Source organism: Paenibacillus sp. JGP012 (genome assembly GCF_014203995.1).
GTDB classification, from domain to species: Bacteria; Bacillota; Bacilli; order Paenibacillales; family Paenibacillaceae; genus Paenibacillus; species Paenibacillus silvae.
The window spans coordinates 352,652-379,060 of the sequence record NZ_JACHKG010000001.1 but is presented as its reverse complement, the minus strand read 5'-3'; the positions used below and the strand labels follow the sequence as shown (position 1 = coordinate 379,060).

General features: G+C 47.6%; 19 protein-coding genes. 5 read left to right on the top strand and 14 right to left on the bottom strand.

Annotation, left to right across the window (positions count from 1 at the left end; translation table 11 throughout):
• Positions 1-120 precede the first annotated feature (120 nt).
• Positions 121-2,151 carry a beta-galactosidase gene (locus HNR77_RS01660; protein WP_184180465.1) on the top strand — a complete coding sequence of 677 codons (2,031 nt, stop codon included), beginning with the start codon at positions 121-123 and terminating at the stop codon, positions 2,149-2,151.
• Positions 2,152-2,481: 330 nt separating this feature from the next.
• Here the strand turns inward: HNR77_RS01660 and HNR77_RS01655 are convergent, their stop codons facing one another.
• Positions 2,482-3,996: a UxaA family hydrolase gene (locus HNR77_RS01655; protein WP_184180134.1), complete on the bottom strand. Its 1,515-nt coding sequence runs from the start codon at positions 3,994-3,996 to the stop codon at positions 2,482-2,484.
• Complete coding sequence (locus HNR77_RS01650; protein ID WP_184180131.1) at positions 3,993-5,513, bottom strand: tagaturonate reductase; 1,521 nt, start codon at positions 5,511-5,513, stop codon at positions 3,993-3,995. Before HNR77_RS01650 ends, HNR77_RS01655 begins: the two co-directional genes overlap by 4 nt.
• A gap of 194 nt (positions 5,514-5,707) precedes the next feature.
• On the opposite strand from HNR77_RS01650, the gene HNR77_RS01645 reads away from it, so the two are divergent.
• Together HNR77_RS01645 and HNR77_RS01640 are read left to right on the top strand one after the other, a co-directional pair.
• The gene (locus HNR77_RS01645) at positions 5,708-6,592 is read left to right on the top strand and encodes an AraC family transcriptional regulator (RefSeq protein ID WP_184180128.1); all 885 of its coding nucleotides are present in this window, start codon (positions 5,708-5,710) and stop codon (positions 6,590-6,592) included.
• An 88-nt stretch (positions 6,593-6,680) separates the two neighbouring features.
• Positions 6,681-7,358, top strand: coding sequence for a tetratricopeptide repeat protein (locus HNR77_RS01640; RefSeq protein WP_184180126.1), 678 nt, complete (start codon positions 6,681-6,683; stop codon positions 7,356-7,358).
• A gap of 99 nt (positions 7,359-7,457) precedes the next feature.
• Here the strand turns inward: HNR77_RS01640 and HNR77_RS01635 are convergent, their stop codons facing one another.
• The 11 genes from HNR77_RS01635 to rpiA all read right to left on the bottom strand — a co-directional run bounded on the left by HNR77_RS01635 (position 7,458) and on the right by rpiA (position 19,613).
• Positions 7,458-8,513, bottom strand: coding sequence for a phosphotransferase (locus HNR77_RS01635; RefSeq protein ID WP_184180123.1), 1,056 nt, complete (start codon positions 8,511-8,513; stop codon positions 7,458-7,460).
• Between the two features lie 96 nt (positions 8,514-8,609).
• The gene (locus tag HNR77_RS01630; protein ID WP_184180120.1) at positions 8,610-9,236 is read right to left on the bottom strand and encodes a GDSL-type esterase/lipase family protein; all 627 of its coding nucleotides are present in this window, start codon (positions 9,234-9,236) and stop codon (positions 8,610-8,612) included.
• Between the two features lie 207 nt (positions 9,237-9,443).
• Positions 9,444-12,611: an MMPL family transporter gene (locus tag HNR77_RS01625; RefSeq protein ID WP_184180117.1), complete on the bottom strand. Its 3,168-nt coding sequence runs from the start codon at positions 12,609-12,611 to the stop codon at positions 9,444-9,446.
• Positions 12,608-13,066, bottom strand: a complete 459-nt coding sequence (locus HNR77_RS01620) for a MarR family winged helix-turn-helix transcriptional regulator (RefSeq protein WP_184180114.1) — start codon at positions 13,064-13,066, stop codon at positions 12,608-12,610. Before HNR77_RS01620 ends, HNR77_RS01625 begins: the two co-directional genes overlap by 4 nt.
• A gap of 232 nt (positions 13,067-13,298) precedes the next feature.
• Entirely contained in the window at positions 13,299-13,730 is a 432-nt protein-coding gene (locus HNR77_RS01615; protein ID WP_311768554.1) for a GNAT family N-acetyltransferase, read from the bottom strand.
• 107 nt (positions 13,731-13,837) lie between these two features.
• Positions 13,838-14,551, bottom strand: coding sequence for a class I SAM-dependent methyltransferase (locus tag HNR77_RS01610; protein WP_184180111.1), 714 nt, complete (start codon positions 14,549-14,551; stop codon positions 13,838-13,840).
• Between the two features lie 129 nt (positions 14,552-14,680).
• On the bottom strand, positions 14,681-16,447 hold the full coding sequence (locus HNR77_RS01605) for an ATP-binding protein (RefSeq protein ID WP_184180108.1): 1,767 nt from the start codon (positions 16,445-16,447) through the stop codon (positions 14,681-14,683).
• Positions 16,448-16,451: 4 nt separating this feature from the next.
• Positions 16,452-17,552 carry a cobalamin B12-binding domain-containing protein gene (locus tag HNR77_RS01600; protein ID WP_184180105.1) on the bottom strand — a complete coding sequence of 367 codons (1,101 nt, stop codon included), beginning with the start codon at positions 17,550-17,552 and terminating at the stop codon, positions 16,452-16,454.
• 228 nt (positions 17,553-17,780) lie between these two features.
• Positions 17,781-18,242: a MarR family winged helix-turn-helix transcriptional regulator gene (locus HNR77_RS01595; protein ID WP_184180102.1), complete on the bottom strand. Its 462-nt coding sequence runs from the start codon at positions 18,240-18,242 to the stop codon at positions 17,781-17,783.
• A 15-nt stretch (positions 18,243-18,257) separates the two neighbouring features.
• Positions 18,258-18,872, bottom strand: a complete 615-nt coding sequence (locus HNR77_RS01590; protein WP_397365905.1) for a GNAT family N-acetyltransferase — start codon at positions 18,870-18,872, stop codon at positions 18,258-18,260.
• Positions 18,873-18,941: 69 nt separating this feature from the next.
• The gene (gene rpiA, locus HNR77_RS01585; protein WP_184180099.1) at positions 18,942-19,613 is read right to left on the bottom strand and encodes a ribose-5-phosphate isomerase RpiA; all 672 of its coding nucleotides are present in this window, start codon (positions 19,611-19,613) and stop codon (positions 18,942-18,944) included.
• Positions 19,614-20,120: 507 nt separating this feature from the next.
• On the opposite strand from rpiA, the gene HNR77_RS01580 reads away from it, so the two are divergent.
• Positions 20,121-21,866, top strand: a complete 1,746-nt coding sequence (locus tag HNR77_RS01580) for a methyl-accepting chemotaxis protein (RefSeq protein ID WP_184180461.1) — start codon at positions 20,121-20,123, stop codon at positions 21,864-21,866.
• A gap of 42 nt (positions 21,867-21,908) precedes the next feature.
• On the top strand, positions 21,909-25,610 hold the full coding sequence (locus HNR77_RS01575; protein WP_184180096.1) for a non-ribosomal peptide synthetase family protein: 3,702 nt from the start codon (positions 21,909-21,911) through the stop codon (positions 25,608-25,610).
• Between the two features lie 137 nt (positions 25,611-25,747).
• Here the strand turns inward: HNR77_RS01575 and HNR77_RS01570 are convergent, their stop codons facing one another.
• Positions 25,748-26,371: a conjugal transfer protein TraX gene (locus HNR77_RS01570; RefSeq protein ID WP_260410217.1), complete on the bottom strand. Its 624-nt coding sequence runs from the start codon at positions 26,369-26,371 to the stop codon at positions 25,748-25,750.
• Between the last annotated feature and the right edge of the window lie 38 nt (positions 26,372-26,409).

Here is a 26,409-nt window from a genome sequence, read left to right as displayed (position 1 = left end):
ACAAGCTTTATATCCCATAATTGAGTTCCATATTCTTATATGAGTTATCACTTTTGTTATATTTTAAAAGTCATATGTATCATATAGTATAGAATTATTCTTATACAAGAGGTGAGCGCGTTGATAAGCAGCAAACTGCCCAAAATGTTCTATGGAGGGGATTACAACCCTGAACAATGGGATCATGAGACCCACCTGGAGGACCTGCGTATGTTTAAACTGGCAGGTATTGATATCGCTACCATTAACGTTTTCTCCTGGGCGCTGATTCAGCCCGATGAAGTAACCTACAACTTTGAGTATCTGGACCAGCTCATTAATCGTCTCTATGAGAATGGAGTATACGTCTGCCTTGCGACAAGCACGGCTGCTCATCCGGCCTGGATGGCTAAAAAATACCCGGATGTGCTTCGTGTAGATACAGACGGGCGCAAACGCAAATTCGGCGGGCGGCATAACTCCTGCCCAAACAGTCCAACCTATCGCAAATACTCCGAGATCATCGCTGACAAGCTGGCAGCCCGATACAAAGATCATCCCGCTGTGCTCGTGTGGCATATCTCCAACGAATACGGCGGCGAGTGTTACTGTGATAATTGTGAGAAGGCATTCCGTGTGTATCTCAAGAAACGTTATACGTCCATTGAACGGCTCAACAAAGCCTGGAACACCAACTTCTGGGGGCACACGTTTTACGATTGGGACGAGATCGTGCTTCCAAGCAATCTAAGCGAGCATTGGGGCCATAACAGCTCCTCGTTTCAGGGCATCTCTCTGGATTACTCCCGGTTTAACTCGGACAGTATGCTGGAATGTTACCTGCTGGAATATCATGCCATCAAAAAGCATATCCCCGACTCCGTCGTTACAACCAACCTGATGGGCTTTTTCAAACAGCTTGACTACTTCAAATGGGCCAAATATATGGATATCGTCTCCTGGGACAGTTATCCGGGTCTTGCTACACCGGTAAGCTACACCGCGATGGCACATGATCTCATGCGTGGACTCAAGGATGGTCAGCCGTTCATGCTGATGGAGCAGACACCAAGCCAGCAGAACTGGCAGCCTTACAATTCGCTGAAACGTCCAGGTGTGATGCGGCTGTGGAGCTATCAATCCATCGCACATGGCGCGGATACGGTTATGTTCTTTCAGCTGCGTCGTTCAATCGGGGCATGCGAGAAATATCATGGCGCTGTTATCGAACATGCCGGACATGAGAATACACGGGTGTTCCGCGAAGTAGCACAGCTGGGCAAGGAATTGCAGCTCCTGGGCGATACGACGCTCGATGCGGCAGTGCAGTCCAAGGTAGCCATCGTATTTGACTGGGACAACTGGTGGGCTATCGAAAAATCAAGCGGACCGACCATTGCGTTGAAATATGTCGATCAGATTCACAAATATTATGCAGCCTTCTTCCGCCGTAACATTCAAGTGGATATCGTAAGTGTGGATACAGATATCAGCAGTTATAATCTTGTGCTTGCGCCTGTGTTATACATGGTCAAACCAGGCTTTGCTGCCAAGCTGGAGCAGTTTGTTGCTGCTGGCGGCACATTCCTGACCACCTTCTTCAGCGGCATCGTTAACGAGCATGATCTGGTGACCACAGGCGGTTATCCGGGCGAGCTGCGCAGCCTGCTTGGCATCTGGGTTGAAGAGATTGATGCGCTATTACCCGAGCAGAAGAACACGATCGTGCTGCAGGAAACATTCGGTTCACTTGAGGGCGTTTACGAATGTGGCATGTTATGTGACCTGCTGCACAGTGAAGGGGCAGAAGTGATTGCTGAATACGGTGAGGACTTCTACAAAGGCATGCCTGCGCTTACCCGCAACAGATTCGGTCAAGGGGAAGCATGGTATGTTGCCACAGACCCGGATGATCTGTTCCTTGACGGTTTGCTTGGTGAGCTTGCAGCAGCCAAACATATCAAACCTTTGCTGGAAACGCCGCAAGGTGTGGAGGTAAGCGCACGCACCAAAGATGGCAGCTCTTATCTGTTTGTCATGAATCATCATGCGTCTGCACAATCGTATGACCTGGGTGAAAATGCTGCTCGCGACCTGTTAACAGGTCAACATTATACAGGTGCGACCGAGATCGAAGCGCGCGGCGTGCACATATTGGAATGGACCACTTAACAAATGCTGTATGAAATATAAGGCCCTTGTACTTTGCACCACCAAAGCTCTCCGCCTGAACAAACCAACAACCGGATGTCTGCAGGCAAGCAGACCGTCCGGTTGTTGGTTTGATTTATTATGATCGTCATCATGGATATTTAAGTTAAACTATTCATTTACACGTGAACGCAGAGGACAGAAAAAACCTGAAAAAGCGGAGCGGTCGCCTTTATCACCGGATTTTCCCCATTATTTAAAGGGAATCCAAAAAATCTGGGGATAACCGCTACTCTCCAGGTTGTTCTGTCATCGGAGTGGATGGTGTAAAATATTTAGTTCTACTTATAGTTACAGAATAACTCCGTCCTTGAAAATGGCAATCTCGCGGAAACCATGCAACTCACTGAGTGTGTTTGCACGCCCTGAAGCAATGTCAATGATCTGGCTGAATAATTGCACCTTGACCTCGTCCATCGATTGGCCTTCAAGCAGTTGCCCTGCGTTAAAGTCAATCCAGTGTTTTTTGCGTTTCGCCAGATCGGATTGTGTCGCAATTTTCAGTGTAGGCACTGGACCGCCAAAAGGTGTGCCTCGGCCTGTCGTAAAGAGCACAATATGAGCTCCCGCTGCAGATAATGCCGTCACCGAAACCAGATCATTCCCTGGTGCCTCTACAATATTCAGACCGGTTTTGGTCACTCGTTTACCGTATCTCAACACATCGACAACCGAGGAACGTCCTCCCTTTTGCGTACAGCCGAGTGATTTCTCCTCCAGTGTTGTAATGCCGCCTGCCTTGTTGCCCGGTGAAGGATTTTCATAGATGTTCTGACCATGATTCACAAAGTACTGCTTGAAGCCGTTCACAAGGTCTACCAGATCATTAAATACATGCTCATCGGCAGCACGGTTCATCAGAATCGTCTCCGCTCCGAACATCTCGGGTACCTCTGTCAAAATTGCCGTTCCTCCTGCGGCAACCAGCAGATCGGCAACAGCACCTACCAGCGGATTCGCTGTAATGCCGGATAACCCGTCCGATCCCCCGCATTTCAGACCAATTTTCAATTTGCTCAGCGGCAGCGGCTGACGCTGCTCTTGCTCTGCAATCTCCACCAGTTCTTCCATTAAACGAAGTCCCTCTTCAAGCTCGTCCTCGGTCTCCTGCGCTTTAAGAAAACGAACCTTCTCCCGATATTCAGGCGCAATACATTCGCGGAACTCATCCACCTGGTTATTTTCACAACCCAGACCGATGACAAGCACACCCCCGGCATTCGGATGCTCCACCAGCGAAGCTAACAGCTGCTGCGTATATTTCAAATCATCCCCAAGCTGGGAACATCCGAATGGATGCGGAAAATGGTACACCCCGTCAATACGGCTGCCAAACTGAGCCTGCCCCATACGGGCAAGGGCTTCACATACCTTGTTGATACATCCCACGGTATTCACAATCCAGATCTCATTGCGAATTCCCGCTTCGCCATTCGGGCGCAAATAACCATCGAAGGAGCGCAGATGCTCGGGCGGCATGTCCATAGGGACTGCTTTTCCAGGCTGATATTCGTACTCAAGCAGTCCGTGCAGGCCTGTCTTCAGATTGTGGCTGTGTATCCAGCTCCCCTGTGCAATCGGCTCTTGGGCGATCCCGATGGAGAAGCCGTATTTCATCACATCTGCACCTTGCGCGAGGTCATGTACTGCAATTTTGTGTCCTTTGGGCACATCATGCAGCAGAGCGAATGATACCCCATCCGGCAGAGTAATTTCTTCCCCCTTGACATAATCCCGAAGTGCAATGATGACATCATCCTGCGGCTGGATCGCAATCCAGTCATTGATTGTACTGGTTGTACTCATTTCGCTTCACCTTCCAGTTTGCCGACTTCATGCACAAGTGCTGCACGCAGCCCTTCTTTTTCATTCAAACTCTCTCCCCAGATGCCTGCATCGGACAATACGTCTGCAACCCTGTTCTCCAGATCAGCTGCCGCTGTACCGCTCAGACTGTCATACCCGTCCCAATGAGCAGCCAACCTTTTCAGCACATCAGGATCATCCCGCAAGGAAATCATTTCACCGTTCAGCAGCTGGGCCTTGTATCCGTCCTCTGTTGGAATCGGACGATACAAGTACAGGAAGCCTGCCAGCCCCTGCACCAACCGCTCGGGCCAGCTTCCCTGATTTTGTTCATAAGCAAGAAGGGTTGGCAGCACACGCACCTTGATTTTACCAACGGTATTTAATGCAATGTCCTGCAGCTTGTGATCGATGTAGGGATTCAGGAAACGCTCGAACACTTCTTCTGCATATTGCTCCAGTCCAAGCTCAGGCATATCCATGGCTGGCACAATCTCTTCAAGCACCGCTTCCCTGATCCATGAGCTGAACTGCGGGTCTTCCATCGTTTCTCTGACATGCTGTTTGCCCCGAAGCAAGCCAAGGGAGGACATGAGTGTATGTGAACCGTTCAGGATGCGAACCTTCCGCAGCTGATAAGGCTTCAGATCTTTGACCCAGTGCACGTTCAGCCCGGCCTGCTTGAGCGGAAGCCTTTTGTCCAGTGACTCCTCCCCCTGGATCGCCCAGAAATGATAGGGCTCTGCCGTATTAATCAGCTGATCCTCGTACCCCCAGCGATCTGCGAGCTCCTCTGCTTCTTCGTTTGTCGGTGCACCCGTCACAATGCGATCCACCAGATTGTTCAGGAACAAATTATGATGCTCGATCCACGAACGGAAGCTGTCGGAAAATCCGAAATCCTCGCTGTGACGGAGCACGCAGCTCCGCAACACATCTCCATTGCCCTCCAGCAGCTCACACGGAAGATGAATAAGACCTCTAGATGGATCTCCACCAAATCGTACATATCGCTGATGCAGGAAAACCGTTAATTTACCAGGAAAGGACTGTACCGGCTCACCCGGAACATAGTCAGAAGCTATATATTTCAACCCGGATTCGGTTGTATTCGAGATGACAAACTCAAGCGACGGGAGCTCTGCCAGCTCCAAAAACGTCTGCCACTCCTCGTACGGATTAATATATTGTGAAAAAATGGACACCATCTCTGTACGCTCTACACGCTTCCCGTCAGACAGCCCTCGCGTAATCATCGTGTATAATCCATCCTGATCACGAATCTGCTCCAGCTTGACCTTTCCGCCGGGCCGCGGCTGTGTCACAGCTATACTACCGTGAAACTTGCCCTGTCTTGCACTTTCATGCAGCATCCAGTCTGCGAATCCCCGTAAAAAGTTCCCTTCCCCGATCTGCAAAACCTTGACGGGACGTTCCATCATTTCTTTACATTTGCGCTGACTATCATTACCGAGCAAATGCAGCTTTAACCTTGGCCGCTTTGTGCTTGCAGACATGGACATTCACCTCACCGATTATTTGTAAACCCAGAATACACATCAGATGCTGTCATCCTTTTATTGTAAACGCTTTAAATTCATTGTATCATCAATAAAAGGAAATTAAATTGCTTATTTTGCGTTAAATATACTCTTTCATGACTAGAAATAACATCTCACCAGAGACATTCGTCTCCAAAAGGAGTATTTTTATGGAACACTCACCTGTACGCACTACGATCCAGACCGAATCAGGCATACCGCTGCGGCTCGTCTACAGTGATACCAAGTCCCCGCAGAACGAGCTGCCCGATCACTTGCATGACTGGCATGAGATTATTTATGTCTACCGGGGACAAGGCAGTATTTTTATTGATACGGGGCTTGAAGAGATGCAGGAGGGTGATTTGTTCCTTATTCCAGGCAGCACAGTGCACCGTGCTTTGCCCGATGCCGGCAATCCCGTGACTTCGTCGGCGTTGTTCTTTAGCCCGGGGCTGCTGGCTTCATCTGCGGGTGGCATGTCCTCAGCGCTGCTGCATCCATTCGAGCGCTGCCGTAAACGCCGGGTATACAAAAGGCAGCTGAACAAAGAGCAGCGCGCACAAGTATCCGCTTTAATCGAGGACATACATGCCGAATTCCAGCTTGACCATCATCTGAGTGCTCACGCAGCACAGCTGCATCTGCAGCTGCTGCTCATTTTTCTGGAACGCCTGGAGGCAGAAACCGCTGCCGGACCCGCTCATGCTACAGCGTCACTTCCGGCCCCATCCTGGCTCTCATCTACACTATCCAGCATGGACCACAAACTGAGAAGCGGCCTCTCCTTACCCGAACTTGCTCAGCAAGCTGCCGTGTCTCCTGCCCATTTTAGCCGTGCCTTCAAACGTTATACCGGGATGACGTTAACGGACTACGTTTTGGCTCGCAGAGTGATTATGGCGAAGGAGCATCTTGTGCAAGGAGATGCCACAATGGCGGCAGTCGCAGACGCCTGCGGCTTTGAGAGCCTGCCTCATTTTTACAGACAATTCAAGAAGCTTACAGGTACAACCCCCGCCGCTTACCGCAGAACGATGGTACGTCATCGTTGATATGCACTCACAGTTTATTTGCAGGAAAGATATGGTATGATATTCAAGGCTTGCTAAGCCCGATCAAATTGTTACTGGAGTTGAACCTGTGATTATCAAATTTCTTATTTTTGGTCTGCTTTGGCAGATCGTCGGCAATCCATTCCTTGCCGTTCTCATTCTGCTGGTCATTCTGTACATTCTGGACCGGCGCTTTGTAGGTGTATTCCCGAGCCTCACCAAGCCGCTGAAACGGATGCGCAACATTTCGCGGCTGAAACAGCAGCTTGCGTTAAATCCCAACGAAGTATCCTCCAAGCTGGAGCTGGCAAGGCTGCTGATTGAACGCAAACGTTATAATGAAGCCCATGCTTATTTGCTTGAACTGGAGCGCCCTTATGAGCAGTCGGCAGAATACTGGGAAGCGTTGGGCACAACTGAATTGCATCTGGGTCACACTGTAGAAGGCGAACGTCATATTTTACATGCGCTTGAGATTAATCCGAGAGTAAAATACGGGCAGCCTTATCTCACGCTTGCCACCGCCTTCAAAGATACGGATCGCGACAAAGCACTTCATTATGTGCAGCAATTTCAGGAGATTCACTCTTCGTCCAGTGAGGCCTTCTATCTACTCGGCTCCGTCTATCGTTCGATAGGGCGTAACGATGATGCCAAGCAGGCTTATCATCAATCCCTGAATGTATATCGTTCCTTGCCCAAGTATAAGAAACGTCAGGAACGCCGCTGGGCTGTTCGCAGCTGGTTTCGCAAGATGACGATATAACCTCCTGATATCCGTTTCAAAAACTTCAACACATACAAAGTGCACTGGCCCCTGCCCATTTAACCCGAGCAGAAGCAGTGCACTTTCATTCATGACGAATTATTCCGTTAACAATCTGCGTAATTGAAGCTCATTCAGCCGCATCCATTCCATTCGCTGCTTCAACTTCACAATCTGCTCCACAGCAACTTGCGGCTTATCTGTTCCTTCCAGCATTCGGCTGATGAAATGCATCACCACGTCCAGACTTCGCAGCAGAATTAACGGAGGAATCGCTCTCAGCTCCTGAGCCGTCAATTCCACTTTTTCCCGAAATCCCTGAACCAGTCTGGCCTGCGCCTTCCACATCCAAGCTTCACTCTTGTCCATCGTCAGCATGTCAGACATCGGAACGGCCAGTTCCATTACTCGCAGATCCCAAGTAGCAAATTCGAAATCCAGAATTGCACAGATGTTTCCTTCGGAATCAGCCAGCACGTTCGAGGCGTTCACATCTCCGTGTACAAGCTGATGTGGGAGCTGATCCATTCCGCGCAGCGCTTCAAACAGATCCGGAAGTTCATCCCGCAGCTGTCCAAGCTGTGCAGCACAAGCAGTCAGTGCCTCCGGTGGCGAAGCACACAGTTCCATTAGTCTGGACGGTGAACAGAGCGGATAAGCCTTATCAATCCGGTAATATGGTGGATAGACAGGCTCCGACTGCACATCCAGTCTGGCGAGTGATGAGGATAAATGACCGGCTGCACGTCCCAATTGCAGCAGCTGATCCGCATGCTCCCATACTGGATTGACACCTTCCAGATAATGAAACAACGTCACAATTTTCGTTCTGCCTGTAAACTCATCCTGAACGACCTGATACATCCTCTGATTTTTAACAGATTCAACAGGTCTAGGCGAATCCAGTTTGAAATCGGAATGCTGCAGTGCAGTCAATACGTCATGTTCAAAAGCTATTTTCGCTTGATCATTATGTGTTTCATATTGTCTCATAATATAGATTTCTTCGTCTGTATGCAGCACGAAGGTCGAATTGTTCATGCCTCCTTCGCTGCGTTTGCCCTGCCACTCCGATGTAATGCCGTACAAGGTCAACACGTCAGAGATGAATTGCTGCTCCGCCCGAGAAAGACAATTGTTATGCAAGTTAGACACCTTTTTAACCCCTCTGTTCCGATGATTTGAAGTATACCTCTCATCATATCGAAACTCATATAACAGGTCTAGCTTTCTTTAGCTCTTACACTTCACCTACACAAAAGGACTATATCCCGTCCGGTTCAGTTGCTCAGCAATAACCCGATATCCTCGGGCATTGGGATGAACTCTGTCCCAAAACAACAACTCGCGCTCACGCCCCTCGAACTTGTCATACACTTGGGCACATGCATAGTTGCCCGACCCTGCACCATTCAGATAAGCGTTATATTGCCGAACCCAGTATGCTGCCTCTGTCGATTGCGGATACGGGTTGTACAATCCAATCGAACGAACAAAATACTTGCCATTGCCTTTTAGCTGTCGAATTTGTTTCATCGTCAGAGATACGTGATTGCGCGTTTCACCCAGAATCTGTGTCATTTTCCCCGCGCTTGGCACACCACCGCTCGCTTTAAAGGTTCGGATCAGATCATTGCCGCCGATAGATATCGTAACAATATCCGCTTCGCGCACCGCCTGACGAACTCGGGGGTGGTTGTGAATCATCTGCAGCAGTTCCCCGGAGGTCAGCCCGTTCACTCCCAAATTTTCCATCGATACAAACGTACGAAGATTCATCTCAGCCATTCGCCGGTAGATGGGCACAAACCCGGTTCCGAGCAGCGCTCCCGTACCCACAGTCAATGAGTCTCCTATAGCTACATAACGATATACCATCCCGCCGCCCCTCTCTCTGTTGATCTGCCTGTTCAATAAAGAACTGCCATATATCATATGAGAGCCAGCACGTCAAAGCGCGGGATAATGTCCTTAGGCAGACACCCCTCTTTGCCATGATAGCAATGAGGAAGAAAAAGGCTCTGCCGCGGTATACGGCAGAGCCTCCTTAAACATCATTGATGACTGCATTATTTGCTCGGTATATTACATGCCTACAGAACGATTGGAATCCGCAGAGTCGGCTTGTTCCTTGTTCGGAAACGGCCACCAGTTTGCTCGCCCGAACATCTTCACCATGACAGGTACGAAGAATGGCAGGAACAATAACGAGTACAGAACCAGCCCGCTCAGTACAACGGTAGCAATCTGCATCATCGAAAGCACTCCTGATGGATACATCGCGGCGAATGTTCCGCTTAGAATTACCGCTGCGGAGAGAATAACGGTCCCCATATTTTTCATGGCGTGTAATATCGCATCCTGGGCTCTCATGCCTTTGTTTTCATTAAAACGATCCATGAGGAAGATGCTGTAATCCACACCAAGTGCGATCAGCATGACGAATCCGAAGAACGGAGTCACCCAGCTGATTCCAGCGTAGCCCATAATATTCACGAAGACAACTTCTGTGAGTGCCATCGATGTGAAATACGCAAGAAGCAAAGAAATAATGAGATAAATCGGCATAATTACAGAGCGAAGCAGTATAACCAGAATAATAAAGGTTCCTGCCAGCATCAACATCACTGTGCGAATATAATCCTTGTTCGAGATGGATTGCAAGTCGGCAAACGTACTGGTTACACCACCAATAGCTACGTCAGCCTTTTCAAGCGCACTGCCTTGAACCGCACGCTGCACTGCTGCTTCAATATCCTGCACACGATCAATCGCTTCCGTACCATACGGATTTTCTGCAAAAATAACATCCAGTGTCATTGTCTTGCGATCCTTGGACAGATACGTATCAAAGACCTTCTGGAAGTCCTTGTTATGCAGTGCTTCTGCCGGAACATACCAGCCTGCAAGATCGGAATCCGGCGAGTTCTGCAATTCTGTCAAATAATCCTGTGCAGAATCCAGACCTCCTGCCACTTTTTTAATTCCGTCTACGCTTTGGTTCAGGCCATCTGTAAGCTGTGTCAGTTGACCGCTCAGATCGGAGAATCCCTGCTGGATCTTCTCCTGTCCTCCCTGCAGCTGACCCAGACCATTTTGAATAGAAGGAATCTCCTTGATCACTTTACCTTGACCGTCCGCAGCCTGCTTCAATCCAGACTGCAATTGTCCAATGCCTGCAACGATCTGACCCAGACCATCAGCCAGCGCCTTTTGTCCAGCTGCGGCAGAAGCAAAACCTTCATTCGCTTGATTAATTCCGGCTGCAGCTGCACTCAGATTGGTTTGAATCTGGGACAGTCCCTGCGCAAGCTGCGCTGTACCTGTACCTGTCTGACCAATCGTACCTTTAATTCGTTGGTAGTCAGCATCCTGCTGCAGCTCAGGGTAACGCTCCTCAAGCGCAGCAAAAGATTGTGTCAGACTTGTCAGAGCTGTTGACACTCCAGTCAGCTGCTGCTCCAGTTCCTTCGTGCCGTCGCCCAGCGCAGCTACACCGGCTCCCGCTTGACGATAGGCTTGCAGCAGCTGATCATTCGCTTTCGCAAGCTGCTCTGCACTGGATTTGGCTTGCTGAAGACCCGCCTTCAGATCGCCAGCACCAGATGAACCGTCGCGGATACCTTTTTCAATCCGCTTCAGCCCATCGCTAAGCTGTGTAATACCGGATTGCAGCTGGCTTGTTCCCTTGGTCAGCTCTCCGGCTCCATTAGCCGCTTCTTTGAGCTGAGGTTCATTTTTGCTCAATTCATTGCTTGCTTTGCTAAGACCATCGCTGATTTTGTCCAGACCCGTCTTGCCTTCGCCCAGACCATCAGAGAGAGTGCCCACCTGTTTCGTAACTTCAAAATCCTTGATCTCATCCCCGGTTGGACGTGTTACACTGCGTACACCTGCAACACCAGGAACCTTTTCTACTTCACGACTAATTTTCTCAGCTACAGCCATATACTTCACATTGTCCATCGGCTCGTCATTCTGAATGACAATTTGCCCCGGCAGGGATTCACCTGGACCAAAGCTGTCTGAAATAATGTTAAAGGCTTTAACTGAATCATATTTGTCACCGATCTCATCGAGACTGTTAAATGACAATTTTCCATTATAAGTCACCAGCAGGGGCACAGAAACCGCCGCAACAATCAGCAGGGCTGCCCACGGACGTTTAAGCGAGAATTTCCCGGCTGCACTATAGATTCCGCTCTCCGCATGCTCAAGTGAGCCTTTCGATGGCCAGAATAGCTTTCTTCCAAGCACGGCCATAAAAAATGGAACAATGGTGACAAGTGCAAGCATCATCACAGCTATACCGACAGCTACGGCCACCGCAGATCGATACAGCATAAACTGTGCAAAGCCGATGGCCACAAATCCAACCAATACCGCGAGCGCCGAGAAAAATACGGTTTTACCCGCTGTACGATATGTAGCAATAATAGCATCCCATGTGTTCTCATGATGCACCAGTTCTTCCTTGAAACGGCTGATCAACAGGATACAATAATCCGTACCTATCCCGAACATAACCGCAACCATGAAGATCTGTGTGAACGTGGAGATCGGAAAGTCCACTCCGTCAACCAGGAACGCTACAATCTGCTGGGATACGATGTAACTGATGCCCACCGTCAGAAGCGGTACAAATGGAGCGACAAACGAGCGGAATACAATGAAAAGAATAAGTAAAATGAAGATAACAGTAATGTATTCCGATTTCTTAAGTCCTTCCTGGGAGCTCTCGATCGTATCTTCGTCAATCAAATTTTTACCTGTAAAATAATGTTCAACCGGGACTGATTTCATAGCGTCATTCAGATCCTGACGCATTTCCTTGACGGTACGGTCACCAATCTCGATGGAGAGAGATGTCAGAATGGTTTTGCCATCCTCCGAGATCATCTTGTCTGCCAGTTCAGGCTGAGAAAATGGCTCTACAATAGACACGATGCCCAGCTTCTGCTTATCGGCCTCAAGCTGCTTGATCGCCTTCTCTGCCTCCTGCTTGCCTGCTGCTCCGAGTCCATCCGGATTATGAAATACTAACGCAATGGCCGTGCCCTTCTGTTCTCCTTTTTGAGCCGCGGCTTCTTCCAGAATCGCCGCAGCATTGGTGGAAGAATAGCCTTCCGGGACGGAAAACTGCCCCTTCTCACGAATTAACTCACTCATATTTGGCGCGGTGAACATTAACACAGCAGCTGCGACAATCCACAGCCCCATGATCCACCAGCGTCCTTTCAAAATCGCTCTCATTGTTCTTCCAGCCCTTCTTCTTGTGTTAGCAGCGCTGCCAGCTTCTCAAATGATTCAATAAAATTCTGGACCGCTTCTGGCGTAAAATGCTTCAAGTAAGGCTCCAGGACGTTCTGAATCTCCAGCTCGGTTTCCCTGTAGATCTGCAGTCCCATATCGGTCAAGGTGAGATAGATGACGCGACGGTCACGCTCGTCACCTGTACGATGCACCAGACTTCGGTCAGCCAGCTTGTTCACCAGAGCCGTGATGCTGCTCTTGCCTACACATAGAAGCTCAGCCAGATCCGATGGGGTACATGCAGGCTTCTCATGAATGAGACGCAGTGCACTGAACTGATCCTTCGTGACCGTCTGACCTACCTTTTCCCGTATCTGAGTATCAAATCGCTTTGTCACCAAAAACCAGGCGTCCAAATATCGATTGACCAAACTTTTTGCATCTGTGGCGCTCATGGATATCCTCCCCTCCAAATTAGTTCACATAACGAACTATTCATCAACAAAACTATTCTATAATGAAACTATGTTATAAAGCAATACTTTTATCCTATTTTTGAAATCAAAAAAAACAGGACATCTGACTCAGCCCATTTGCCAAGTCCGACATCCTGTCGGTTGTATCCAAGTATAGGAGTATGTGAGTGCAGCTTCTCATGACTTTAAAATGGTCACTTCTATGCACGCACTACTCGTCCTGCTCATCTTCTTTCTCTAATACACAGCGGAATCTCTCCACACCAGGATATAACTCACCAAGGCTGTATACGATAAATCCGCTGTTACGGTAAAACTCAACCGCTTCATGGTCCGTTTCTGCGATCAACGTATCGGGATTATGGGCGGCAAGCAGCTGTGAGATCATTCCGCGACCATAATTTTTGAACCGATTCTCCGGCAGCACGGCTATATGGCGAATTGTAATTTCGCTTGGCCCGGTGTGCTCATATCCAATAAGACCGACCAGTTGCTCCTCGTCTTCATAACCAGACAGAAACAATGTCTCCTGTGTCTCGTACTCCTGTATCGCTTGGTTCACCTGATCCGGGTCTGGAAAGACAGAGTAGGATAACAACTCCTGAACTTCCAGCTCCTTCAAACGAGGCTTCAAATTTTTCAACAAAACAATTCCTCCAAAAGACTTATTCAGCTCTGCAATCGCAAAGAAATGCTCAAACCCGTTATCGTATTGTAGACTTTATTTTTGCAAAGTTCAAGACGAGTCGATTAATCCTTCTGCACAGCAAACCGAAGCAGCTCACAGCGAAACTCCGTGGGTTCATCATACTTTTCTTCTTGAATCGTCTGGGTAACATGCTCTTGAAAAAGGATGTTCCACCCCTTGTATGCCTGTTCCAGCAATGTGATGGCTTCGGATGTGGACAGATTTAATTCGATCAACGGCTCGATCTGACGGCCTGTTTGAATTTCCTTTTCCTCTACGCTGGTGCTCATCGTTATACAATGAATGCCTCCGAGCCGAGTTCCCGCTTTTAATCGCTCCACCGTTTCAAGCAAAGCTTTTTTGCTGGAGGTATGCTCCAGACATGAACAAGCTGCAATAAAATCAAAAGCATTCGGCTGAACCTGATAATGCTCAACATCTGCTTTTTCTGCCCGAACGATGTGATTCACCTCATACTGCTTCGCATACTTGTTAAGTCCGTTCACCGCTTCATCCAGCAGATCTACACCAATGACTTGACTTTTGGTTTCTGTCAGACGCTGTGCGATCGGTATTGTGTGTCTGCCCACACCGCATCCCAAATCAAGTACACACAGTTCTTTTTTGTGAACAAGCAGCCGTTCCAGCATTTCCATAACTAGGGGCATCGGTCTGGACATCCATGTTCCGTCTTCAAACAATTCATTGTTTTTATAGAAGTTGGAATGATACCCCGCTTCAGCCTGACGAGCAGCCTCAAATTGTTGTTTTCCCATTCCGGTACCTCCTGCAAATCGATTTAGACGTTCACAGTAACGTTCACCAGAAAGCGAAATAAAGAATCATGTGTTTCTTCACTTCTTGATAGATACCTGGATGCACTTCAGAGGGCTTCAAGACACGCCTTAGTCGGTGTTAGCCTGTCGAAGTGCTTCACATGCCGCCTGATACGCCGGAAGAAGCTTGTCCAGCAGCGGCTCTGCCAGATGTGTCTGCTCTTTTTTGGCATGTTCTTCTATCTGACTAAACAGGTTTGAAAGATAGCTGATGCCAAGACTCAGGCTGCCTGATTTCAAGTCATGTGCTGTCTCGACTGCCGCTGTATGATCCGCAGAAACCACATGTCTGCGCAGGTCTTCAATCTTGCCGGGCGTCTCCGCACGGTACATCTCCAGCAGCATGCTAAGCAGCGTTTCGTTCCCGTCCGTATTCAAGGCGGCAATTTCACGAACAACGTTCATATTCAATATCTCAACCGGCTTGGACGCCGAGTGCCATTTTCGGATAGCAACTCCAAGCACATCCAGGGTACATGGTTTACCTATAAAATCATTCATCCCGGCCTCGTAACATCGTTCCTGCTCACTTTTCATCACATTACCTGTCATTGCAATGATCGGTGTCGGTTCACGCATTTCATTCTGCTCGATGATTCGAATCTGGCGGGCAGCTTCGATTCCGTCCATAACAGGCATCATGCTATCCATCAGAATCAGGCTGTATGTTTTATGACGAAACGCATCTAGCGCTTCCTGCCCGTTGGATACACATTCCACTTCCGTATATCCTAGCTTCTTTAATTGTAACTGCACAAGCTGGCGGTTAATTGCATTATCATCAGCGAGCAGTATAGGCAAGGCAAGCGCGGACTTCTTGGTTGCTTCATGAACATCTGTTTTAGGAGCACAGCTATCATCATGACCCGGGCCAGCTGAATGAACCGGTGAATCATCTCCCGCAGCTTGCTGCACGGATTCATCGCCTTGATCCGCCTGTACACCCAGCTCTATTTCAAACCAGAAGGTGGAGCCCTGCCCTTCCTTACTCTTGATGCCGATCTGCCCGTTCATCAGGGTAACCAGTGATTTACATATAGACAAGCCAAGCCCTGTACCCTCATACTTTTTCGCACGCCCCTGCTCCGTCTGCACATAAGGCTCAAAGAGACGGGCCTGATCTGCTTCTGGAATACCTATCCCGGTGTCTTGCACCTCAAATCGTATAAGCTGTGCATGATGGGCTTGATGCTTCAATCGTTTCACACGCACTTCTACCAAGCCATCCGTCGTAAATTTGTTTGCATTCTGGATCAGATTAATCAGCACCTGGGTTATTCTTGTCGAATCCCCTTGCAGTACAGACGCCACTTCAGCATCAAAATCAATCAACAACCGATTTCCTGTCTTCTCGATTTGCGGCCGAAGCAGCTGCGCAATCTGGTCCAATATCGCCTGAAGGTTGACTTCGCCCTGTTCAAGCCGCATCTGCCCCGCCTCAAGCTTCGATAGATCCAGAAGGTCCTGAATTAATTTGAGCAGCAGCTTCGCTGCTTCCTGGATAACAGTGACTGAATTTTTCTGTTCCTCGGACAAGGGAGACAGGGCTAACAATTCCGCCATTCCCAATATGCCATTCAACGGTGTGCGAAAATCGTGACTGACAACCGCCATAAAAGCACTTTTTGACTCGTCCGATTCTACTGCCTGCTGCCGTGCCGACTCCAGGCTCACATTGTTCTTGGCAAGTCTCCGCTGGAGCGTGACCAATTCGTTATTCATTTCCGAAAACGCAGAGAGCGTGCGCTCCTCCTGCTCTTTGCTGCGAATCATCCGGTCTGACAACTGCTCAACCGTTTGACGCAGTCTCTGTATCTCTTCATTGTCATTAGACATCACTTCATCCCTTTCCTGCTTCACTTGCCGCACTTACATTGTCAAGCGATACCGGATGAATAAGTAAATGCTCCGCAACAGCGACAGCCTCCTCCGCTCCCGGTGCATAACCATCCGCGCCGACTGCCCGCCATAAATCCTTGTCTATATTAAACGGGTAACCGCCTACCATTATTTTGACATGTGCCGTTTCTGCATGGCTTCGAATGCGATGAATTAAATCTTTAGCCAGATGAAGATGATAAGTCATCGTAACGGAGATTGCCACTACATCACTTTTATGCCGACCAATGGCCTCCACAATACTTGCATTCGGAACATTTGCACCGAGATAATGCGTATCCCAGCCCTCCATCTCAAATACATCTGTAAGCATGCGTAATCCAATCTCGTGCTGCTCACTTCCGACACAGGCAGCAACCAGCCTTTTCTCCTGATTAGGCTGAAGCAGCCATCTGGAATATAATCTTGAAATAAACGATTGTGTTGCTGCTGTGCAAAAATGCTCCTGGCCCACACTAATCTCGCTCTGCTGCCACAATCGACCGATCTCGTACTGCGCTGGCTGAAAAATGTAGCGATACATGTCACGAATCGATGCACCAGCATCCAGTTCTGATTCGATCAGTTCAAAAGCTTCCTTTCGACGATTATGAAGCAGATGCTGTACATAAGCCTGAGCCTCCAGTCCATAGGGCAAGGAGGCATGAATAAAGCTACTCTGCGATTCCGGCTGACAGGTCGCTTCAATGCCCATTTCAAGGTACTCCAGAAGAAATTCAAGATAAGGATGTTCGAACTCTTCTTCTAATGACTCTTTAATCAGCTGCAGGTTCACTTCCAGATCTTCGGCAGATACCCGATAACCAGCAAGCAGCACCTTTAACCAGGATATATAGTGAATAAATAAACTTGGACTCTTCACAAGCACACTTTCTGCCAAATAACTCAGGCTGTACCGTGAGTCTTCCTTTGTTCGTATTTTTCCGATTGGACCGAAACGTTCCATTAAATCAGGCTGTAGCCGATATTGCTTTTCGGTAATTTTCTCAGCCAAGGTTCCTGCATTTTGAAGTAAACGCTCTCCAGCTTCCCGATGACTCATAGACACATTCCTCCCCTGTCTTCATCCTGCAGCTGTATGAACTCTACTTCCTCTATTATTGAGTTATAATAAAAAATCGAACTAAATCACGCAATTTAACTATTCTATTATACACGAACAAGAGTTCATATTCTTTCGAATTTCAATCTTCCTATATTATGTATCTGTACGCAAGTCACATAGTTAGGATCAGAGTCCATTTATGGACACAAAAAAAACGGATCTACGTTATGAACGCAGGTCCGTTTTGCCTTCTGCAGCAAGTCCGAGTTTTTTCAGCAGACGTATCGCTTCCACCTTCTCGGAAGCTTCAAGTCCATCCAGGATATCAATAATCACTTGATGATGCTGTGGAAAGATTTCTGTAAACAACTGTTTGCCTTCTTCCGTCAGCTCAGCGTATATCACCCGCCGGTCTTCCTTGGAAGGTCTGCGAAACAGCAGATTTTTATTTTGCAGCTTATCGACAACATACGTTATATTTCCACTGGACATCAGCACCTTCTCACCAATCTTCTGCAAAGCTTGTGGTCCTTTATGATACAACAGATCAAGTACACCAAACTCTGTTGAATTCAGTCCATGGCTCTGGATGTCCCGATTGGAGCGTGATGTCACCGAATTATAAGCTCGAATAAGTACAACGAATAATTGCAATGACAGGTCCCGGTTATCCTCCGTGTTCAGCATTTCTATAATCCTCCATCAGTTGTTTACATTTCTGTCCGCCCTTATGGCATACATCTGCTCCCATTCCTCACGAAGCATTCCCATTCGAATAGAATCATAATACTCTCCAAGTACAATCCGGCACTTCCGCAGACGTGCCTCAATCTGAAATCCAACCTTGGCAGCAGCCCGCATCATTCGCTCGTTGCCCGACCAGGTCGTTAGTCCAACCCGGACTATAGGCATTTGTTCGAACAAATAACCTGACCACATTTGAAGAGCTCTCGTACCAATGCCACGGGCCCATCTTAAGGGTTTGTAGATCACAATTCCTATCTCAAGCCACATGGATGACGAATCTTCTATATAATAGCTGATCATGCCAATGATCTCTCCGTCCGCTTCAATAACCCGAATAGATGCGGGGTGTGCTTCCTCGTGATCCGCTCTCATGCGTTTGAACGTATTCTGCTCAAAACGCTCGTAACTCACACGCTCCAGCGGATAATAAGGCGCATCCCATCGTTTCCATTCAGGCTCGTCCTCCCCATAGATCAGTTCATAGAGTTCAGCCAGATCTCGCGGCTCCACGCATCGGAGGACAAGCTCATCTTGTCTAAGTATCGGTTCAGTTCTCGTGATTATACTCACCCTCTTCCCATTCTAGGTTCACAGGCCCTCTTCCTATTTCAATGTTCACAGACCCTTTTTCTTTAATGATCACGGACGGTGAAGCTCATCGATCGTGCCATCCTCTTTCGCGATAATAACTAGGTTTGCCATATCCACAAATAATCCGTTGTCTACAACACCAGGGAGCATATTAAGCTGCACATTCAATTCTGCTGCATGCTCAATTGTGCCCAGATGACAGTCTGCAATCAGATTGCCGTTATCGGTAAAGTACCGTTCTTGCCCGTCCATTCTCCACTGCGGCTGACATCCCATTTTTTCAAGCGTCTGAAAAGTCCATTCCGAGGCAAAAGGCACGACTTCAACAGGTAGCGGGAATTTACCCAACTTCTGTACAGCCTTGCTACCATCAGCAACAATAATCAGTTTATCGCTGTTTGCTGCCACTATTTTCTCACGCAAAAGAGCACCACCGCCGCCTTTGATCAGATTGAAATCCGGATCAACCTCGTCTGCTCCGTCAATCGTCAGGTCCAGACGCCCGATTTGATCAAAAGGAATAATCGGAATGCCCCACTCCCTTGCAAGCTTGTCTGAAGCCTCCGAGGTAGCTACCGCCTGAATGTTCAATCCTTCCCGAACGCGTTCCCCGATTCGACATATCGCATAATATGCAGTTGAGCCTGTGCCCAAACCAACCTTCATTCCATCTTCAACGAATGATGCTGCATGTTCTGCCGCAATTTGTTTCAGATTCATCATTTAACCCCCGCCTGCTCTCAATTTATAAAAAACCATATGTAGTTATTATAGATAAAACCTTATGTAATGTATATCCATGCTTCTGATGCAGCAAGGTGTTCATTTCTGGATGTTTGATAGTGTAATTTTACTCACTATGTTATAGAATACAGAATGAAACTAAAAAATGGCAATTGATTACAATAAACAGTTCTTTATACCTATTTTTCGAGAAATATGTCCATAAATACGTAGAAAATTAAAAAACTTTTAACAATACTCTTCAATTTAACGACATTTTACACGACATAATAGATAGAGATGTGTTTTAATAATTAGACACCTATGGTTTCAAGAGGTACATAAGTCTTGATACACAAACAGGAAACCGAGACCATTGTCGCATATTTTCAGAAGGGGATGACGAGATGAGATAGCTTGCTCGATTCGAAGTATAGCTTACAAACATTTAACTTTAATAGAGATCAGGAGTGGAATTTAGTGAAATCATTAAGCTGGAAAAACATGTCGTTTTTCTCCAAAAACCTATTGCTTTCATTTACCAACATTATCATCATTGGTGTAGCTTTGATTGCAAGCAGTTATTACTTCCAAAAAACGATTCTGGTCGATCAGTTACATGGACAAGTAGCACAGATTACGAAAAAGTGGGCAGAAGATATTAATCCCGTTGATGTACAGACCGCAATTACCGAAAAAAGCTATGATGGTAAAGCACAGACAAAATTAAGAGCCTATTTCGATGAAATGCAAAAATATTATCCTAACATTGCACAAGCCTATATCTTTGGTGTTGAGCTTGGCGGCGATAACAAACGATTAACCTCGCTTGTCGCGATGCCAACAAACCTGAGAGAGGCTTTTCAGAGTGATAACGTAAATATTGGTGACATGTACGAACAGCCTGTTGTCGTTGCCAATGCGCTCAAAGAAATGCTGAATACAGACCGTCCAACATTCACCTCGTTTTATTCAGATGACTTTGGAACATGGACAACGATCGCTTACCCGATCAAGGACAGCAATGGCAAAATTTTTGCTTACTTCGCTGTCGATGCCGATGCAAGTGCGGTGCCGGCTGGTCTGAATTCCTTGCTGTTAAATGGAACGATTATTCTCGTTGCTTTCTTGCTTTTGTTCCTTATCATCCAATATCTGGTTGTTAAAAACACACTTTCTCCGATTCGTCACCTGATTAAAGGTATTGACGAGGTCAGCAAAGGCAACCTTGATGTCAACATCCCGACAGGCAAAGATGATCTGGGACTCGTTAACGAGAAATTCAATGTCATGGTTCGCAAAATTAATGACACTATCGTAAAAGTGCAAGTGACTTCTCAGGAAGTCAATCAGTCCGCCAAGGAACTCTATGAAGTATCTGAACGCAACAGTGACAACGCAGACTCTATTAATCATAACGTAACCCAGATTGCGTCCAACATCCGTTCACAGGAGCAAGCGACGCGGGACAGCGCTCGTGCCATGTCCGAGATGGCTACCGTTATTCAAACCATTGCAAGCAGCTCCGCCAGTGTAGCGGATGAAGCTTATGAGATGGAACGCCGCTCACAACAGGGTAACAGCGTAGTTCGACAAGTCTCCGAACAAATGAATCTGATTACTGAGTCTGTAAAAAACACAGCATCCGCAATTGAAGTATTGGAAAGCCGTTCTCAGGAAATCGGCGATATCCTGAACATTATCTCGGGCATATCCAGTCAAACCAACCTGCTTGCTCTTAATGCCTCCATTGAAGCTGCTCGTGTCGGTGAAGAAGGTCGAGGTTTTGCGGTAGTTGCTGGTGAAGTACGCAAGCTCGCTGAACAATCGGAACAGGCAACCAGCCAAGTTGGTGTTTTGATTCAAGAGATTCAAGCCGGTATTAGACAAGCCGTTCGTGCGATGGAGCAAGGCACCTCGGAAGTGGATACAGGGCTCACAGTAGCAGATCAAACAGGTCAATTGTTCGACGAAATTCTCGAAGCAGCGAAAAAGGTTTCACAGCAAATTCAGGAAGTATCAAGTGCAACAGAGGAAATTTCAGCAGGCACAGAAGAGATGACAGCAACGGCTGAAGATTTGTCCGCAAGTGTAAGTAAAACAGCAGTAAGCAGTGAACAGATTTCAGTATCTGTTGATGAACAGAAAGCTTCCTCAATTACACTGGTAGATTCCTCTACTCGATTGAACGATATGTCCGAAGAACTGCAAGAGCTAATCTCTCATTTCCATGTAAGCAAGCAACAATAAAAATAAACCAACACTCGGTTTCAACCAAGGAGGATACCTGAAGTGATTGAAAACCAATCATCATCCAACATAGTGGAATCTGGCTTGCCCGTTCTTCAGATTCCACTGGATTATGGGCGCCGCCAGCAAACTTTCTCTTATGAGTCTACTCATATTACATTGCAAGCGTCATTGAGTCGTGAACTTCAAAAGAGGTTTGGGGAACAGATGGTGTATCCTGCATTCCTTTCAGCCTATGCGGCCTTGTTATTCCGATTGTCTGCAGAACAGGAGCTTGCCATTGGGGTACTTGCGCCAGATCAGGCAGCTTCCTATCTTTCATTACAGCTTCAGGGCAAAACAACGTTTAATCAATTGTTTGAACAAATTACAGAACAGCTGAAAATTCATTATACACTGCAAACCGGAGGGTATCCTGAGACACTATTTATGCTGAATAGTGTTCAGCTGCCTCAGGCCCCTCAGGTGATGAACTGGAACATTCGTTATGATCATAATGAAATTATTCTTGACATGTTCTACGACTGCTCTCTGTTAAAGGAATCTACAGTGCTGCGATATGCAGAATATTTCCAGACTTTGCTTCTCGCAATGCTGCGTGACTACAATAAAGCCATTGGGGCTGTAGATATCCTTTCTCCTTCCGATCGTTTGATCTACCGCGAGATGAATGATACATCAATGCTTGAGCCAGTCCATCCAACAATCCATGGGTGGTTCGAAGCAACTGCGGCTGCGTACCCGGATTCCCCGGCGATAACTTCTCCTTCAATGAGTTATACATACCGGGAATTGAACGAGCGGGCGAATCAGGTTGCTCGTGTGTTGATGTCCAATGGACTGCAGCAAGGTGAATTTGTAAGCATCTTTATGGATCGAAGCCTGGAAACGATCATTTCATTGCTCGGTATATTAAAGGCAGGCGGTGTTTATGTACCCATTGATCCTGAACATCCAGAGGAACGCAACAGCTACATTGTTGAAGATACGGCCTCATCTTTTGTACTGACAACAGAAGCTTCTTATGAGCAGGCTGCAGCATTATTCTCTGGTATTTCGACGGTACGCCAGATTCTCTCGGTGGACGGTCGCCTTGCAGGCTTTGCAGCAAGCAATCCGAATCTGGATATCAAGCCGGACGATCTCGCTTATATTATCTATACCTCTGGTTCAACCGGCAAACCTAAGGGTGCGCTGATTGCCCACCGGGGAGTCACCAATCTGGGCAGCGTTGTACAGCGCGACTGCGACATTCAGCCCGGAGACGTTCTGACCCAGTTTGCCACATACAGCTTCGATGCATCCGTGTGGGACACGATCGGCGCCCTGTTCTATGGTGCGGAGCTCTACCTGCTGTCTGCGGAAGAACGTGTGTCCATCGAAGAGTTTGCAAGTGCAGTTGAACGCACAGGAACAACCATTATCACCATTTTGCCAACGATTTTCTTTAACCAGCTGGCTTCCTATCTGTCTGACGAAGGCTTTCACAAGCTGGCAAAGGTGCGCATTATTACCGTAGCCGGAGAAGCACTTTACGGCGAGCAGGTTCGGGCATTCCAGCGTAAATTTGGCAATCAGATTGATATCGTTAACGTTTACGGGCCTACAGAATGTACAGTAGCTACGACCACTTACCGGATCAGTGAGCAGATTTCAGAAGATGTCGTTAACATTCCCATCGGCAAACCGATTCATAATTACAAAGTATATATCGTCAATGAAGAGCAGCAGCTCTGTCCGATAGGTGTTCCCGGTGAAGTATACATCGCAACGCCTGCCCTTGCCAAAGGTTATCTGAACCAGCCTGAGCGCACCGAGCAATCATTTGTTGATAATCCTTTTGCTATCGGAGAAAAGATTTACAAATCCGGCGACATTGCCAAGGTACTGGATACAGGATTGCTGGAGTATGTCGGACGTAGTGACTCCCAGCTTAAAATTCGTGGTCACCGGATTGAGATCGGTGAGATTGAAGATCATTTGGCTCGACTGGAGCAGATTCAGGATGTGGCTGTTATTCCGAAAAAGGAAGCAGATGGTCAGAATATGCTGGTCGGTTATTTCACCTCCAAAGATGGAAGCACCGTTTCGCCAGCTGACATCAAAGCAGCGCTTGCAGAGAAACTGCCATCGTATTTCATACCGAAATGGATCTGTCAGCTGGATATGATGCCGATCGCACCGACAGGCAAAATCAACCGTAAAGCAATGGTATCCATGCCGCATACAGAACGTCATTTTGATCAGCCTGACCGGGTGATGCCCGAAACAGAAACGGAAATCATTCTGTACAATGCGTGGAAAGAAATCCTGCAGCATGACGAGTTCGGTATCGAGGACAGCTTCTTCAGCATTGGCGGCGACTCCCTGCGGGTCATCCATGTATTGGTTATTCTGAAGCCGCATTATCCACAGCTGAAAATTGCCGATTTCTTTGCTGAAAAAACGATTCGTGCACTTGCCCATCGAATAGAAATGTTATCCCATCAGCGTACGGATACACAGGCTTCTGTCCGCAGCGGAGTGCTGACTCAGCTTTCCGAACATCCGGTCGAGCTCTCATCCCAACTGGGGTACCCGGATATTGTTAAACCCGAGCATGTGCTGGTGACTGGTGCAACGGGTTATCTCGGCTCTCACGTGCTGCAGCAGCTGATTGTCAAATCTTCGGCGCGCATCTATGCCCTCGTTCGCCGTGCAAGTGACGGAACAACAGCCATGCAGCGATTAACCAAAGTCATGCAAAGCTATTTCGGAAAACAACTGGCTGATCAGCTTACAGATCGTGTGGAAATCGTTGAAGGCAATCTGGAGGAAAAAAACCTTGGGCTGTCTGGTGAACAGCAAGCTTACATTCAATCACGCATTGACCGCATCATTCACTGTGCAGCTGACGTACGACATTTCGGAGAAGCATCACAGTTTGCCAAAACGAATGTCGAAGGTACCGTTGCCTTGCTGAATCTGATCCGCAACAAAAAAGGAGCCTCCTTCCATCACGTATCGACCATGGGTATACCGGAGGATCTGGCCCTTAGCGGGCAATGGGAATCCACGCTGCAGTACGATCGTTTCCCGGCTGAGCTGCATGTAGACAACCTGTACTCGGACAGCAAGCTCGAAGCCGAGAAAGTGCTCATGACTGCCGCAGAAGAAGGTGTGCCTGTCAGCATCTATCGTGCGGGCAATCTCACATGTCATTCTCTCACCGGTCGTTTCCAGACCAACATCGACAGCAATGCGATTTACCGAATGATCAAAGCAATGTTGATGCTGGGTAAAGCGCCTGCTGCAGATTGGATGATGGACTTCACGCCGATTGATTATGCAAGTGAAGCGATCGTACATCTGGCCTTACGTCAGGATACAGCCGGACGAGTATTCCACATCTGTAATCCGGAGCCGATTCGTTATGATGATCTGATTGAAGCGATCAAACAAGCCGGTTATCATGTTGAGACGATGCCGTTTGAGGATTATAACCGCTGGCTGTTCGATGCCACTATCCCTAAAGAGCCAGAAGCCTTACAGCTTGCCATCGCGCAGCTTGAAGGTGATGGAGCGAAGGATTCAGCATATGCCTATGCATCACCGGTAACAACTGCATATGTTGAACCGGCCGGAATTTCGTGTGCCAGAACAGACCATCGTTTCATCAATCTTATGCTGGACTATGCCGTTCAGATCGGATATTTCCCGGAGCCGATTCGTCCGAATTACGGAACAACGACGGTTGCGGATTAATCGAGGTTCGGCAAGTGTTCTCTATAATAAACATGAATTAATAAACATCAATGTACACCTTTATTTCAAAAGCCACTTTCTCGCTGCACATAGCGAAAAAGTGGCTTTTTCTTGCCAAACGATAATAGAAAATGCAATCAGGGCAACCAGCGAATCACAGCAATAATCGCAAGATGAGCCGGATAGAAATAACGCCAGATCCAGCGTGGTCCCTTCAAGCGAAACGCCGCCTGATAATACTGAGCGATAGCAATCCCGATAGTTGCCAGCACACTGTACATCTGTAATGAACTGTGGTACAACAGCAGATAGAGTCCATTCAGAATCACATGAGCCATAACCAGCACAGGCCCGTTGAAGTAGCGGAACAGCAGTACCAGCAGCAGGCCATACATCCCATAGTCCATATGTGTGTATTCCATGACTACGCCCGCTCCGATGGCAATCAGGATACCAAGAGATCTGGAAGGCAGCTTATCCAAAGCCAGCAAAACAAGCAGCGCCGACCACAAGGTCCAAACCACATTCAGCGAGAAATGATTAAACGCTGCCGTAAACGGCAATTGAGAAATGACCGCGATCCAGAACAAACGCCATATGTATTTCTGCACATTACGTGTATGCTTGTAACCAATATACACCGCAAAAGCATAGATCGGGAACGCGATACGTCCGATAATTCTCAGTTCCACAATATGCGGAAAAAATACAGCACCTATATGATCGATCAGCATCGTAATCATGGCAATCCATTGCATCATATCAGCTGCTCCCTCCTTTTACCTGCCCTTAACGCCAA